Origin of the sequence: Kitasatospora sp. NPDC057692, assembly GCF_042799475.1 — a bacterium.
Taxonomy (GTDB): Bacteria; Actinomycetota; Actinomycetes; order Streptomycetales; family Streptomycetaceae; genus Kitasatospora.
Window position 1 is genome coordinate 38,799 of sequence record NZ_JBHVIV010000065.1, and the last position, 13,150, is coordinate 51,948.

Annotated in this window: 13 protein-coding genes and 1 pseudogene; 9 read left to right on the top strand and 5 right to left on the bottom strand. The window is 73.8% G+C overall.

What is annotated here, in order from left to right:
• Positions 1–63: 63 nt before the first annotated feature.
• Together ACFVFS_RS29630 and ACFVFS_RS29635 are read right to left on the bottom strand one after the other, a co-directional pair.
• Positions 64–528, bottom strand: a complete 465-nt coding sequence (locus ACFVFS_RS29630; RefSeq protein WP_344345500.1) for an Lrp/AsnC family transcriptional regulator — start codon at positions 526–528, stop codon at positions 64–66.
• A 207-nt stretch (positions 529–735) separates the two neighbouring features.
• On the bottom strand, positions 736–1,659 hold the full coding sequence (locus tag ACFVFS_RS29635; RefSeq protein WP_380627866.1) for an NADP-dependent oxidoreductase: 924 nt from the start codon (positions 1,657–1,659) through the stop codon (positions 736–738).
• A gap of 201 nt (positions 1,660–1,860) precedes the next feature.
• Here ACFVFS_RS29635 and nadA point away from each other — a divergent pair, with 201 nt between their 5' ends.
• The gene (nadA, locus tag ACFVFS_RS29640; protein ID WP_380627867.1) at positions 1,861–3,045 is read left to right on the top strand and encodes a quinolinate synthase NadA; all 1,185 of its coding nucleotides are present in this window, start codon (positions 1,861–1,863) and stop codon (positions 3,043–3,045) included.
• 93 nt (positions 3,046–3,138) lie between these two features.
• Here nadA and ACFVFS_RS29645 read toward each other — a convergent pair whose 3' ends face one another.
• Complete coding sequence (locus ACFVFS_RS29645; RefSeq protein WP_380627869.1) at positions 3,139–3,432, bottom strand: hypothetical protein; 294 nt, start codon at positions 3,430–3,432, stop codon at positions 3,139–3,141.
• A gap of 58 nt (positions 3,433–3,490) precedes the next feature.
• Positions 3,491–4,300, bottom strand: coding sequence for a PspA/IM30 family protein (locus tag ACFVFS_RS29650; RefSeq protein WP_380627870.1), 810 nt, complete (start codon positions 4,298–4,300; stop codon positions 3,491–3,493).
• Positions 4,301–4,599: 299 nt separating this feature from the next.
• Between ACFVFS_RS29650 and ACFVFS_RS29655 the strand changes: the two genes are divergently transcribed.
• Together ACFVFS_RS29655 and ACFVFS_RS29660 are read left to right on the top strand one after the other, a co-directional pair.
• Positions 4,600–5,199, top strand: a complete 600-nt coding sequence (locus tag ACFVFS_RS29655) for a DUF3043 domain-containing protein (protein ID WP_380627871.1) — start codon at positions 4,600–4,602, stop codon at positions 5,197–5,199.
• A 227-nt stretch (positions 5,200–5,426) separates the two neighbouring features.
• On the top strand, positions 5,427–6,122 hold the full coding sequence (locus tag ACFVFS_RS29660) for a class I SAM-dependent methyltransferase (RefSeq protein WP_380627884.1): 696 nt from the start codon (positions 5,427–5,429) through the stop codon (positions 6,120–6,122).
• 40 nt (positions 6,123–6,162) lie between these two features.
• On the opposite strand, the gene ACFVFS_RS29665 is transcribed toward ACFVFS_RS29660, so the two are convergent.
• Positions 6,163–6,366, bottom strand: coding sequence for a hypothetical protein (locus ACFVFS_RS29665; RefSeq protein ID WP_380627873.1), 204 nt, complete (start codon positions 6,364–6,366; stop codon positions 6,163–6,165).
• A 130-nt stretch (positions 6,367–6,496) separates the two neighbouring features.
• Between ACFVFS_RS29665 and cobU the strand changes: the two are divergent.
• The 6 genes and pseudogenes from cobU to ACFVFS_RS29695 all read left to right on the top strand — a co-directional run.
• Positions 6,497–7,045 (top strand): annotated as a pseudogene (gene cobU, locus ACFVFS_RS29670) (bifunctional adenosylcobinamide kinase/adenosylcobinamide-phosphate guanylyltransferase); the annotation flags it as partial.
• Positions 7,046–7,125: 80 nt separating this feature from the next.
• On the top strand, positions 7,126–8,241 hold the full coding sequence (locus tag ACFVFS_RS29675; RefSeq protein ID WP_380627874.1) for a nicotinate-nucleotide--dimethylbenzimidazole phosphoribosyltransferase: 1,116 nt from the start codon (positions 7,126–7,128) through the stop codon (positions 8,239–8,241).
• Positions 8,242–8,249: 8 nt separating this feature from the next.
• Positions 8,250–9,104, top strand: coding sequence for an adenosylcobinamide-GDP ribazoletransferase (locus ACFVFS_RS29680; RefSeq protein ID WP_380627876.1), 855 nt, complete (start codon positions 8,250–8,252; stop codon positions 9,102–9,104).
• 299 nt (positions 9,105–9,403) lie between these two features.
• Positions 9,404–10,912 carry a leucyl aminopeptidase gene (locus ACFVFS_RS29685; protein WP_380627877.1) on the top strand — a complete coding sequence of 503 codons (1,509 nt, stop codon included), beginning with the start codon at positions 9,404–9,406 and terminating at the stop codon, positions 10,910–10,912.
• Between the two features lie 402 nt (positions 10,913–11,314).
• A complete protein-coding gene (gene lpdA / locus ACFVFS_RS29690) occupies positions 11,315–12,721 on the top strand; it encodes a dihydrolipoyl dehydrogenase (protein WP_376084191.1) in 1,407 nt (468 codons plus the stop codon).
• Positions 12,722–12,778: 57 nt separating this feature from the next.
• A partial coding sequence (locus ACFVFS_RS29695) for a biotin/lipoyl-containing protein (RefSeq protein ID WP_380627879.1) occupies positions 12,779–13,150 on the top strand: 372 nt, incomplete at its 3' end.

A 13,150-nucleotide genomic window follows, 5' to 3' on the forward strand; every position in this document is an offset into this window, starting at 1 on the left:
AGGCAGGATTCGGGCGTCTTCGGCGGGCCGCGCGCAGGAATCCTGCGCGGGCCCCTGAGGAGGTCAGCCGATGAGCTGGGAGAGGACCACGGAGGAGCGGCTGCGCTGGACGCCGGGCTCGCGGCGGATCCGCTCGATGACCGCCTCCAGGTGCCGCATGTCGGCGGCCCGCAGGTGGACCAGCGCGTCCGGGTCGCCGGTGACCGTCCAGGCGGCGACCACCTCGGGGAACTGGCGCAGGCTGGCGAGGATCTCCTCGGGGGCGGTCCGCTCGCGGCAGTAGACCTCGACGAAGGCCTCGGTCTGCCAGCCGAGCACCGAGGGGTCCAGCACCACGGTGAAGCCGCGGACCACCCCGCGGGCCCGCAGCCGGTCGATCCGGCGGCGGACGGCGGTCGCGGAGAGGTTCACCTGGAGGCCGATCTCCGCGTAGGAGGCGCGGCCGTCCCCGGCCAGCCGGGCGAGGAGGAGGCGGTCGGTCTCGTCCAGGGAGGCCCCGACCGTCTCGTGCGCTCGGCTGCTGCTCATCGGTGCGGGGCTCCACGGGTCGTGCGGCGTCGGGAACGGCGGCGGCCCGCCGAAACGGTTCGGCACCCATTCTGGCGGATGTCAGGAGTGAGTCCACCGCTGACGGATGACGGAGGCGGGATGTCCGCGCCTCCGCCGGCCGTCGGCGGGCGGTCGGTCCGCGGCCGGCCCGCGGCCGGCCCGGGTCGGTCCGCAGCCGGTGCGGGGTCAGTCCACGAGCAGGACGATCTTGCCCCGGGTCCGGCCCTCCGCGCTGAGCGCCTGCGCCGAGGCGGCCTGGGCGAGCGGGAAGGTGGAGGCGACGGTGACCGTCAGCCGCCCGTCGTCGGCGAGCGCGGCCAGTTCGGCCAGGCCGGCGGCGTCCGGACGGACCCAGACGTAGCGGCCGCCGCGCGCCCGGACCCCGAAGTCGGCGACCGAGGCGATCCGCGCCGGATCCGCGACCAGCCCGGCCGAGACCTCGACGGCCTCGCCGCCGACCAGGTCCACCGCGGCGTCCACGCCCCGCGGGGCGAGCGCCCGGACCCGGTCGGCCAGGCCCTCACCGTGCCGGACCGGCTCGGCGCCCAGCGAGCGCAGGTAGTCGTGGTTGCGCTCGCCGGCGGTGCCGATCACCCGGGCGCCGAAGGCCCTGGCGAGCTGGACGGCCAGGTGGCCGACCCCGCCGGCGGCGGCGTGCACCAGGACGGTGTCCCCCGGGCCCGCGCCCACCGCGCGCAGCGCCTGGAGGGCGGTGAGCCCGGCCAGCGGCAGCCCGCCGGCCTGCGCCCAGTCCAGCGCGGCCGGCTTGCGGGCCAGGGTGCGCACCGGCGCGGCGACCAGCTCGGCGTAGGTGCCGTGCTCGACGGCGTCCTTGCGGACGTAGCCGTAGACCTCGTCGCCCGGGGCGAACTCGGTGACCCCGCCGCCCACCGCGCGGACCACCCCCGCCGCGTCCCAGCCCATCACCAGCGGGAAGTGCGCGTCGAGCAGGCCGTCCAGCCGCCCCTCCCGCACCTTCCAGTCGACCGGGTTCACCCCGGCCGCCCTGACCTGCACCAGGACCGAGTCCGGGCCGACCTTCGGATCGGGCAGGTCGGTGTACTCGACCACGTCGGGGCCGCCGTAGCGGTGGATCGCGATTGCCTTCATGCCACCAGCGAAACCCGGACGGGCCGGGATCTCGATTCGGCCACGCCGCAGGCGCCCGGGAAGGCTCCGAACCGGCGAGCGGTTCTCGTCACATCGACAGGATGGCCATCGTCACTCTGACGCTAACCGGTTATCATAGATTGCGTCAGATAGACGAAAAGGCTGCACCGCTTGATCGGCCGCACAGAAGGGCACCCGCCCGTGACCACCACCATCACCGAGACCTACGGCGTCGACCCCACCCCGACGCCGCTCGCTCTGCTGCTGCTCGGCCGCGAGGCCGACCCGAACAGCGAGCGCGGCGTCGAGTGCCCCGGTGACCTCCCCCCGGCCTCCGACCCGGACCTCGTCGAGCGCGCCCGGGCGGCCAAGGCCGCGCTCGGCGACCGCGTCTTCATCCTGGGCCACCACTACCAGCGCGACGAGGTGATCGAGTTCGCCGACGTCACCGGCGACTCCTTCAAGCTCGCCCGCGACGCGGCGGCCCGCCCGGAGGCCGAGTACATCGTCTTCTGCGGTGTGCACTTCATGGCCGAGTCCGCCGACATCCTCACCGGCGACGCCCAGCGGGTCGTGCTGCCGGACCTCGCGGCCGGCTGTTCGATGGCCGACATGGCCACCGCCGAGCAGGTCGCCGAGTGCTGGGACGTGCTGACCGACGCCGGCATAGCCGACGTCACCGTCCCGGTGTCGTACATGAACTCCTCCGCCGACATCAAGGCCTTCACCGGCCGGCACGGCGGCACCATCTGCACCTCCTCCAACGCCCGGCGGGCGCTGGAGTGGGCCTTCGAGCAGGGCGAGAAGGTCCTCTTCCTGCCCGACCAGCACCTGGGCCGCAACACCGCGGTGCGGGACATGGGCCTCTCGCTGGACGACTGCGTCGTCTACAACCCGCACAAGCCCAACGGCGGCCTGACCGCCGAGCAGCTGCGGGACGCGAAGATGATCCTCTGGCGCGGCCACTGCTCGGTGCACGGCCGGTTCACCCTGGACTCGGTGAACGACGTGCGCGAGCGGATCCCCGGCGTGACCGTCCTGGTGCACCCGGAGTGCCGGCACGAGGTCGTCGCGGCCGCCGACATGGTGGGCTCGACCGAGTACATCATCAAGGCGCTGGACGCCGCCGAGCCCGGCTCCACGTGGGCCATCGGCACCGAGCTGAACCTGGTCCGCCGGCTCGCCAAGGCGCACCCGGACAAGGAGATCGTCTTCCTGGACCGGGCGGTCTGCTTCTGCTCCACCATGAACCGGATCGACCTGCCGCACCTGGTCTGGGCGCTGGAGTCGCTGGTCGAGGGCCGGGTGCCGAACGTGATCACCGTCGACCCGGAGACCGAGAAGTACGCCAAGGCGGCGCTGGACCGGATGCTGGCCCTGCCGTAGCGGTCCCCGCCGCGCGGGCCGCCGCGGCACGGACGAAGGGCGGGCCCCCTCCCGGTGGGAGGGGGCCCGCCCTGTGTCTGGCCGAGACGGCGGCTACTCGGGAACGCCCGGGATGAGGCCGTCGCCCTCGGCCCGCAGCAGTTCGCGGACCTGGTCGATGGTGGCCTCGGCGTCGGGCAGGATCAGGTCGGACGGCTCCAGGGAGTCGACCGGCAGCGGGGTGCCGAAGGACTTCACGGCCCCCAACAGCTCGCCGAGCGCGCGGCGGAAGTGTTCCTCGTCCCCCGAATCCAGTGCGGTGAGGAGCTCCTCGTCGAGCTCGTTGAGCCGGTTGAGGTGGGACTCCCCCACCTCGAACTGCCCCTCACCCATGACCCTCATGATCATGCCGTGCGTCTCCCTGTTCCTCGGGATGTCCCGGACGTACTCCGGGGCGGAGCTCAGATCACTTGTTGTAGTTGATCCGCGGGGTGTCCTGCTGCTGCTGGGGCGCGGTGTCCTGCGGACGGCCCTGCTCGATCGCCTGCGGACCGGAGGCCGGGGAGCCGCCGGTCAGCTCGGCCTTCATCCGGGCCAGCTCCAGCTCGACGTCGGAGCCGCCGGCCACCCGCTCCAGCTCGGCCTCGATGTCGTCCTTGCGGCCGAGACCGCTGGCGTCGTCGAGCGCGCCGGAGGCCAGCAGCTCGTCGATCGCACCGGCCCTGGCCTGCATCTGCGCGGTCTTGTCCTCGGCCCGCTGGATCGCGAGGCCGACGTCGCCCATCTCCTCCGAGATGCCGGAGAAGGACTCGGCGATCCGGGTCTGCGCCTGGGCCGCGGTGTAGGTGGCCTTGATGGTCTCCTTCTTGGTGCGGAAGGCGTCGACCTTGGCCTGAAGGCGCTGGGAGGCGAGCGTGAGCTTCTCCTCCTCGGCCTGGAGCTGCTGGTACTGCACCTGCAGGTCGTTGATCTGGGACTGCATGTTCGCCTTGCGGGTCAGGGCCTCGCGGGCGAGGTCCTCCCGGCCGAGCGAGAGCGCCTTGCGGCCCTGGTCCTCGTACTTCGACGACTGCTGCTGCAGCTGGGTCAGCTGGAGCTCCAGGCGCTTGCGCGAGGTGGCCACGTCCGCGACGCCGCGACGCACCTTCTGCAGCAGCTCCAACTGCTTCTGGTACGAATAATCCAGCGTCTCGCGCGGGTCTTCCGCCCGGTCCAGGGCCTTGTTCGCCTTGGAGCGGAAGATCAGCCCCATACGCTTCATGATTCCGTCGCTCATGGGCCTGGGTGCCCCCTTCTCCGGCCTGCGGTCTCTATCTCGTTACCAGACACGACGAGTGTATGTGCAGCGAGCCCGTCGCCGCAGTGCACCTGCCTGCAACAAGCCTGCTACAGGTCGGTCCCGCAAAGCCTCCTCCGCGGGGTGGATCCCGCCCTCGTTCCACCCGCCGCTCAGCGGAGTGATCCCCTACGGGGAACCCCTGGGAAACCCGGGAGCGTGGTCCCGGGACGCGATCGATATGCGTTTGGTTCCCGGGCGACCGGAGGAAGCCGCCCCGCACCCCGTACGCTGGTGGTGTGTTCCGACGCCGTTCAGATGATGCCGCTGCCTCCGCCGCCGTGCTGGAGAAGCAGGACGAGACGACCCAGCCCCGCGACCCGCAGGCGAAGAAGGGCCGGCCCACGCCCAAGCGCAGTGAGTCCGAGGCCCACCGGCGGACCCGGGTGAGCGTGCCCAAGGACCGCAAGGAGGCCTCCCGCCAGGCCCGCGAGCGGATGCGGGCCGAGCGCGAGAAGCAGCGCACCGCGCTGCTGGAGGGCGACGAGCGCCACCTTCCGGCCCGCGACAAGGGCCCCGTGCGCAAGTTCACCCGCGACTACGTCGACGCCCGCTGGTCGCTGGCCGAGTTCTTCCTGCCGGCCGCGGTGCTCATCCTGGTGCTCAGCATCGTCAAGGTGCCGGCCCTCCAGCTGCTCTCCACGCTGCTGTTCCTGCTCTTCTTCGTCCTGGTGGTCCTGGACTTCGTCCGGCTCGGCTTCGGCCTGCGCAAGCAGCTCACCGAGCGCTTCGCCGGGGAGAACACCCGCGGCGCGGTCGCCTACGGCCTGATGCGCATCCTGCAGATGCGCCGGCTGCGACTGCCCAAGCCGCAGGTGCGGCGCGGGGAGAAGCCCTGACCGCCGAACCGGTGGACTCCGGCTGGGCCCCTCCCGTCTGGGACGGGCCCGGCCTGTACGCGCTCCCCGGCCAGGGCGGCGGCGGCCACGACCGGGCCGCCCAGGAGCGCGGCGGGTACGGGCTGACCGGGTACGAGCGGCGGCTGCCCTCGCGCAGCGGCTCCTTCGCCGGCGCCGGCGCGTCCCCCGGGCGGGCCGGCTCGCTGCGCAACCTGGTCCGGCAGGAGATGGTCGCCCGGCAGCTCGCCGAGCAGCTCGCCGGCCGCGACGCGCAGCGCGTCCTGGACATCGGCTGCGGCCAGGGCACCCAGGCGCTGCGGCTGGCCCGGGCCGGCCACTACGTCACCGGCATCGACTCCGACCCGGCCGCGCTCGGCGCCGCCCAGGAGGCCCTCGCCGAGGAGCCCGGGGCGGTGCGGGAGCGGGTCCAGCTGCTGATCGGCGACGGGCACCAGTGCGGGCGCTGGTTCGGGGCGCGCAGCTTCGACGTCGTGCTCTGCCACGGCGTGCTGATGTACCTGCCGGACCCCGATCCGATGATCGCCTCGCTGGCCCGGCTGCTCGCCCCCGCCGGGCTGCTCTCACTGGTGGTGCGCAACCGCGACGCGCTCGCCCTGCGGCCCGCCGCCGCCGGCGACTGGCGGGCCGCCCTGGAGGCCTTCGAGAGCGACCGGTACTACAACCGGCTCGGGCTGGCGGCCCGCGCCGACCGGATCGCCGACCTCGCCGTCACTCTCTCCGAGGTGTCCGTGCCGCTGCGGCACTGGTACGGCGTGCGGGTCTTCACCGACCACGCCCCCGACGACGCGCCCCCGGTCGACGGCCGGCAGCTCGCCCAGCTGCTGGAGGCCGAGGAGCGGGCCGGGCGCACCGACCCGTACCGGCAGGTCGCCGCGCTGCTGCACGTCGTCGGGATGAAGTAGCCCCGGAGCCGGCCCGGCCCCGGGGCCACCGCCCGGCGGCTCAGTCCTCGTGCAGGCTCATCGTGTAGACCTCGCGGCCGTCGTCCAGCAGCACGGCGCGGTCCACGCCGTCCTCGACGAGCTGCTTCCAGTTCTCCCCGACCCAGGTCTCCGCGTCCCCCTGGCCGGCGAACTCCTCCACCTGGCCGTTGTCCGGGGCCACCACGGTGCCGTCCGCCTTCTCGTACCGCCACGTCCAGACCATGCCCGGCTCCTCCCGCCGACGAACAGCGATGCGCTGTGTGCGCACCCTAAGCCCTCAGGTTGCCCGGCCCGATCTTCGGTATGCGCGGTGCGCGAGGATGGGGGGCATGACAGCTGACGCCCCGCTCCCCCGCACCCTCCTCCTCGGCGGCGCCCGGTCCGGCAAGTCCACCAGGGCCGAGCAGCTGCTCGCCCGCCACGAGGACGTGCTGTACGTCGCCACCGGCGGCACCCGGGACGGCGACGCCGAGTGGGCGCAGCGGGTCGCGCTGCACCGGGAGCGGCGCCCGGCGAGCTGGCGCACCGCCGAGACCTGCGACCTGGAGACCGTCCTCGGCGACCCCGCCGACCCGGCGCCGGTGCTGGTCGACTGCCTGGCGCTGTGGCTCACCGCGGTGATGGACGAGTGCGGCGCCTGGGACGACGCGGTCTGGGCGGACGGCGGCGAGGCCGCGGTGCAGCGGCGCTGCGCGGCGCTGGCGGCGGCCTGGGCCGACACCCGGCGGCAGGCGGTGGCGGTCAGCAACGAGGTCGGCATGGGCGTCGTCCCGGCCACCGCGGCCGGCCGCCGGTTCCGCGACACCCTCGGCCGGCTCAACATGGCGGTCGCCGACGCCTCCGAGCGGGTGCTGCTGGTGGTGGCCGGGCAGGTTCTCACGGTCAAGCCCGCCGTCGGCTGAACAGCCCGATCGGCCCTTCTCCCTTTCGGCACCGGCGCACCCCTCCGGTTGAACACCCGCGGCGTGTAGCCTTCCGGACGATGGACACGACCGTGGATCTCGATACGTTCTCCTCGCTCGTCGAGCGCCCCGACGAGAGCGCCCGGCGCGCCGCCGAGGAGCGGTGGCAGGAGCTGGACCGGCCTCGCAACGGCCTCGGCAGGCTGGAGGAGCTGGGCGCCTGGCTGTCGTCCGTGCAGGGGCGTTCGCCGGTGCGGCCGCTGTCGGCGCCCAAGGTGGTGCTGTTCGCCGCCGACCACGGGGTGGCCCGCCTCGGGGTGTCCCGGCTGCCCGCGCAGGACGGCACGGCGGCACGGGTGCGGGCGGTGCTCGACGGCACCGCTCCGGTCGCGCTGCTGGCCCGGCGCTTCGGCGCCGGGGTGCGGGTGGTGGACGTGGGGGTCGACGCCGACGCCGACGGGTTCCCCGGCGAGGTGACCGAGCACCGGGTGCGGCGCGGCTCCGGACGGATCGACGTCGAGGACGCGCTGAGCCCCGAGGAGACCGCCAAGGCCTTCCGGGCCGGCATGGCGGTGGCCGACGAGGAGGCCGACGCCGGGACCGACCTGGTGGTGCTGGGCGACCTCGGGGTCGGCTCCACCACCGTGGCCGCGGTGCTGGTCGGCGCGCTCTGCGGCACGGACGCGGCGGCGGTCACCGGACGCGGCTCGGGCATCGACGACCGGGTGTGGATGGTCAAGTGCGCGACGGTGCGGGACTCGCTGCGGCGGGCCCGGCCGGTGCTGGGCGACCAGCTGGCGCTGCTCGGGGCCACCGGCGGGGCGGACTTCGCGGCGATCACCGGCTTCCTGCTGCAGGCCGCGGTCCGCAAGCTGCCGGTGGTGCTGGACGGCGTGGTCTCGGCGGCCTGCGCGCTGGTCGCGCAGCGGATCGCGTTCCGGGCGCCGGAGTGGTGGCGCGCCGGGCAGACCAGCGGTGAGCCGGCGCAGGCGAAGGCGTACGACCGGCTGACCCTGACGCCGCTGCAGGAGCAGGGGATCACCATGGGCGAGGGGGTCGGCGCGCTGATGGCGCTGCCGCTGCTCCAGGCCGCGGCGGACACGCTGGCCGAGGAGGTGCCGGAGCCCCTCGCCCCGGCGGCGCCCCGGCAGCCGGCGCGGCTGCCGACCGCGGCGGAGCTGCTGGGGAAGCTGTAGGAGGAGGAATGGGGCCCGGACCCGTCGGTGACGACGGGTCCGGGCCCTTCGGCTGTGCGCGGGCTCCCCGCGCGCTGAGTGGGCTGTGGGTGGTCGGTGTGCGGGACGGGGCGCGGTTCGCGTTCGGGACCCTGTCGGTGGTGCCGGTGCGGGTGCGGCGGTGGGACCGGGAGGCCGGCGGGCGGGCGATGGTGCTCGCGCCGGTGGTCGGGGTCGTGCTGGGGGCGGTCGCGGCGGGTGCCGGGGCGCTGGCCGCCTGGCGCGCGGGCGGACTGCTCGGGGCGGTGGCGGCGGTCGGGGTGCTCGCGGTGCTCACCCGGGGGCTGCACCTGGACGGGCTCGCGGACGTCGCGGACGGCCTGGGCAGCGGGAAGCCCGCCGAGGACGCGCTGCGGATCATGAAGCAGTCGGACATCGGCCCGTTCGGGGTGCTCACCCTCGTCCTCGTGCTGCTGGCCCAGGTCGCCGCGCTGGCCGGACAGTTCGCCGCCTCCCCGCTGCGCGGTGCGCTGGCGGTGCTCGCGGCGGCGGTGGCCGCGCGGTGCGCGCTCGCCTGGGGGTGCCTGCGATCGGTGCCGGCGGCCCGGCCGGGCGGGCTGGGCGCGATGGTGGCGAGCACGGTGGCGCCGGGCGCGGCCGTCGCCTCGACGGGTGCCGCCGCGGCCCTGCTCGCCCTCGCCGGACTCGCTGACGGCTCCTCAGCCCTGCTGCTCCCCGCGGCCGTTGTGCTGGGGGCGGGCGGATCCTGGCTGCTGCTGCGGCGCTGTGTACGGCGGTTCGGCGGGGTCACCGGGGACGTGCTCGGCGCGATGGCGGAGACCGCCGCGACCGGGACGCTGCTGGCACTCGCGCTGCTGCGCTGAGGAGGACGCCAAAGCCCCTGCACCGAAAGGCGGTACACCGGGCGGCGCGTGATCCCACCATGCGGACTACCATGCGGGGAGCACCGCAGCCCTGCACCGCCGCAGGTCCTGCCCGTCCGGCGCACGTTGAGGCGCCGGGGCCTCTGGTGTGCGCGACCGCCGCGGCGGTGGGCGCGCGCAGCCAGGGGCCCCGGGTCCGGCGGACACCGGCCGGTCGGCCTGGCCGGCGATCCGGGCTGCGCCGGTGCGGCACACGCGCCGCGACCGGTCGTGGACCGCGAAAGAACAGGACGTTTTACGTGACTGCATTGTCTGTGAGCACCTCCGCCGCCGCCTCGCTGCGCGCGGACGCCCTGGTGATCGGCGTGGCGAAGGGCCCCAAGGGCATCGTGCTGGCCCCCGGTGCCGAGGCCGTGGCCGAGGCGTTCGAGGGCAAGCTGGCCGAGGTTCTCGGCACGCTGGGCGCCGCCGGCGCCGAGGGCGAGACCGTCAAGGTCCCCGCCCCGGCCGGCCTGAAGGCCGCGCTCGTGCTCGCGGTCGGTCTCGGCGACGCCGCCGAGGGCGGGTACGAGCTGGAGGCCCTGCGCCGCGCCGCCGGCGTCGCCGCCCGCACCCTGGCCGGCGCCAAGAAGGTCGCGCTGGCCCTGCCGGCCGAGTCGGCCGACGAGATCGAGGCGGTCGCGCTGGGCGCCCTGCTCGGCACCTACGCGTTCGGCACCTACAAGAGCAACGGCAACGGCGGCAAGGAGCCGGTCGGCGAGCTGGTGCTGCTGTCGACCCGCAAGGGCAGCAAGGACGCCAAGGCCGCCGTCGAGCGCGCCCTGGTCGTCGGCGAGGAGATGAACCGCGCCCGCGACCTGGTCAACACCGCCCCGAACGACCTGAACCCGAAGTCCTTCGCCGCGATCGCCCAGGCCGCCGCCAAGGAGCACGGCCTCAAGATCGAGGTGCTGGACGAGAAGGCGCTGCTCAAGGGCGGCTTCGGCGGCCTGCTCGGCGTCGGCAACGGCTCGGTCAACCCGCCGCGCCTGGTGAAGGTGGCCTACACCCACCCGAAGGCCAAGGCCAGCCTGGCGTTCGTCGGCAAGGGCATCACCTACGACTCGGGCGGCATCTCCCTGAAGCCGGCCGGCCACAACGAGACCATGAAGTGCGACATGGCCGGCGCCGCCGCGGTGTTCGCCGCCGTGGTCTCCGCCAAGCGCCTCGGCCTGCAGGTCAACGTCACCGCCTGGCTGGCGCTGGCGGAGAACATGCCGTCCGGCTCGGCCACCCGCCCGGGCGACGTGCTGCGGATGTACGGCGGCAAGACCGTCGAGGTGCTGAACACCGACGCCGAGGGCCGCCTGGTGCTGGCCGACGCCATCGTGCGGGCCGGCGAGGAGAAGCCGGACGTGATCGTCGACGTCGCCACCCTGACCGGCGCGATGATGATGGCGCTGGGCAGCCGCACCTTCGGCGTGATGGCCAACGCCGACGAGCTGCGCGACACCCTGCACGCGGCCGCCGGCGAGGTGGGCGAGCAGTCCTGGCCGATGCCGCTGCCGGCCGAGCTGCGCAAGGGCATGACCGAGTCGACCGTCGCCGACCTGGCCAACATGGGCGAGCGGATGGGCGGCGGTCTGGTGGCCGGCCTGTTCCTCAAGGAGTTCGTGGCCGAGGGCATCGACTGGGCGCACCTGGACATCGCCGGCCCGGCGTTCCACGAGGGCGCGCCGTTCGGCTACACCCCCAAGGGCGGCACCGCCTCCGCGGTGCGCACCCTGGTCCGCTTCGCCGAGCAGAAGGCGGCGGGCGGCAAGGCCTGACGGCCGGTACGACCGAAGGACGGGGTCCGGTGCGCACGCGCCGGACCCCGTCCGGCTTCCCGGGGCGGCTCCCCCGGGGCGGGTTACCTGCGGGTAGGGGACGCACGGCACCGTCGCACCCCTGTTCGCTGCGGGCGAAACTTTGTTCCGCAGTGCGGAACCGGGGGCGCCGCGAGCGCCGCCCATCCCCGCCCCGCCTCCCGTCAACCCCGCTGTGAGCTGCGACGATGCCCTTCCGTTCGGGGTGTTCCCACCCCTGCGACCGCCCTCCGGGACACCCCTGGGGTGGACCCGGACATCAGCCGCCGCGAACAAGTGCGAAGATGTATTTCCGGCACGACTGGGCGCCTCACGAAGGCTTCCGACCCACCGGACCGCGACCGGCCCGGCGATCCACACCCCTTGCTTGGAGGACGTGACGTGGCGAACGACGCCAGCACCGTTTTCGACGTAGTCATTCTCGGAGGCGGAAGCGGCGGTTACGCCGCGGCGCTCCGCGGCGCCCAGCTGGGCCTGAGCGTCGCCCTGGTCGAGAAGGGTGAGCTGGGCGGTACCTGCCTGCACCGCGGCTGCATCCCGACCAAGGCCCTGCTGCACGCGGCCGAGATCGCCGACGAGACGAAGGAGGCCGCCGAGTTCGGCGTGCTGGCCACCTTCCAGGGCATCGACATCAACGGCGTCCACAAGTACAAGGACGACGTCATCGCCGGCCTGTACAAGGGCCTGCAGGGCCTGGTGGCGTCCCGCAAGGTCACCTTCATCCAGGGCGAGGGCAAGCTCTCCTCGCAGACCTCGGTGGACGTCAACGGCCAGCGCATCGAGGGCCGCCACATCGTCCTCGCGACCGGCTCCGTGCCGCGCTCGATCCCGGGCCTGGAGATCGACGGCAACCGCGTCATCTCCTCGGACCACGCCCTCAAGCTCGACCGCATCCCGAAGTCGGCCGTCATCCTCGGCGGCGGCGTGATCGGTGTCGAGTTCGCCTCGGTCTGGAAGTCGTTCGGCGTCGAGGTCACGATCGTCGAGGCCCTGCCGCACCTGGTCCCGCTGGAGGACGAGAACTCCTCCAAGCTGCTGGAGCGCGCCTTCCGCAAGCGCGGCATCAAGTTCGAGCTGAAGGCCCGCTTCTCGGGCGTCGAGTACACCGAGACCGGTGTGCGCGTCTCCACCGAGAACGGCAAGCAGATCGACGCCGACCTGCTGCTCGTCGCCATCGGCCGCGGCCCGGTCTCGGCCGGCCTCGGCTACGAGGAGAACGGTGTCGCGATGGACCGCGGCTACGTCCTCGTCGACGAGTACATGCGCACCAACGTGCCGACCATCTCGGCCGTCGGCGACCTCGCCCCGACCCTGCAGCTGGCGCACGTCGGCTTCGCCGAGGGCATCCTGGTCGCCGAGCGCCTGGCCGGCCTCAAGCCGGTGCCGATCGACTACGACGGCGTCCCGCGCGTGACCTACTCCAACCCCGAGGTGGCCTCCGTCGGCATCTCCGAGGCCAAGGCCGTCGAGCTGTACGGCAAGGAGAAGGTCGTCACCCTCAAGTACAACCTGGCCGGCAACGGCAAGAGCAAGATCCTGAAGACCGCCGGCGAGATCAAGCTCGTCCAGGTCAAGGACGGCGCCGTGGTCGGCGTCCACATGGTCGGCGCCCGCATGGGCGAGCAGGTCGGCGAGGCTCAGCTGATCTACAACTGGGAGGCCCTGCCGGCCGAGGTCGCGCAGCTCATCCACGCGCACCCGACCCAGTCCGAGGCCCTCGGCGAGGCGCACCTGGCGCTGGCCGGCAAGCCGCTGCACGCGCACGACTGATCGCGCCCCCACACCCCCCATTCCAGTTCGCAAGACTTGATAGGAGTCGCTGAAACCATGGCGGTCTCAGTAACACTGCCCGCGCTGGGCGAGAGCGTTTCCGAGGGCACCGTCACCCGTTGGCTGAAGGCCGAGGGTGAGCGCGTGGAGGTCGACGAGCCGCTGCTCGAGGTCTCCACCGACAAGGTCGACACCGAGATCCCGGCCCCGGCCTCCGGCATTCTGGCCTCGATCAAGGTCGGCGAGGACGAGACCGTCGAGGTCGGCGCCGAGCTGGCGATCATCGACGACGGCTCGGGCGCCCCGGTCGCCGCGCCGGCCCCGGTCGCCGAGGCCGCTCCGGCCGCTCCGGCCCCGGTCGCGGAGGCTCCGGCCGCCGCTCCGGCCCCGGTCGCCGAGGCCCCGGCCGCCCCCGCCGCGGCTCCGGCC

What these genes read in the sequence shown, in the direction of transcription:
- ACFVFS_RS29630 (WP_344345500.1), bottom strand. Translation starts at nt 528, where the DNA reads ATGAGCAGCAGCCGAGCGCACGAGACGGTCGGGGCCTCCCTGGACGAG.
- ACFVFS_RS29635 (WP_380627866.1), bottom strand. Translation starts at nt 1,659, where the DNA reads ATGAAGGCAATCGCGATCCACCGCTACGGCGGCCCCGACGTGGTCGAG.
- ACFVFS_RS29645 (WP_380627869.1), bottom strand. Translation starts at nt 3,432, where the DNA reads ATGATCATGAGGGTCATGGGTGAGGGGCAGTTCGAGGTGGGGGAGTCC.
- ACFVFS_RS29650 (WP_380627870.1), bottom strand. Translation starts at nt 4,300, where the DNA reads ATGAGCGACGGAATCATGAAGCGTATGGGGCTGATCTTCCGCTCCAAG.
- ACFVFS_RS29660 (WP_380627884.1), top strand. Translation starts at nt 5,427, where the DNA reads ATGGTCGCCCGGCAGCTCGCCGAGCAGCTCGCCGGCCGCGACGCGCAG.
- ACFVFS_RS29665 (WP_380627873.1), bottom strand. Translation starts at nt 6,366, where the DNA reads ATGGTCTGGACGTGGCGGTACGAGAAGGCGGACGGCACCGTGGTGGCC.
- ACFVFS_RS29675 (WP_380627874.1), top strand. Translation starts at nt 7,126, where the DNA reads ATGGACACGACCGTGGATCTCGATACGTTCTCCTCGCTCGTCGAGCGC.
- ACFVFS_RS29680 (WP_380627876.1), top strand. Translation starts at nt 8,250, where the DNA reads ATGGGGCCCGGACCCGTCGGTGACGACGGGTCCGGGCCCTTCGGCTGT.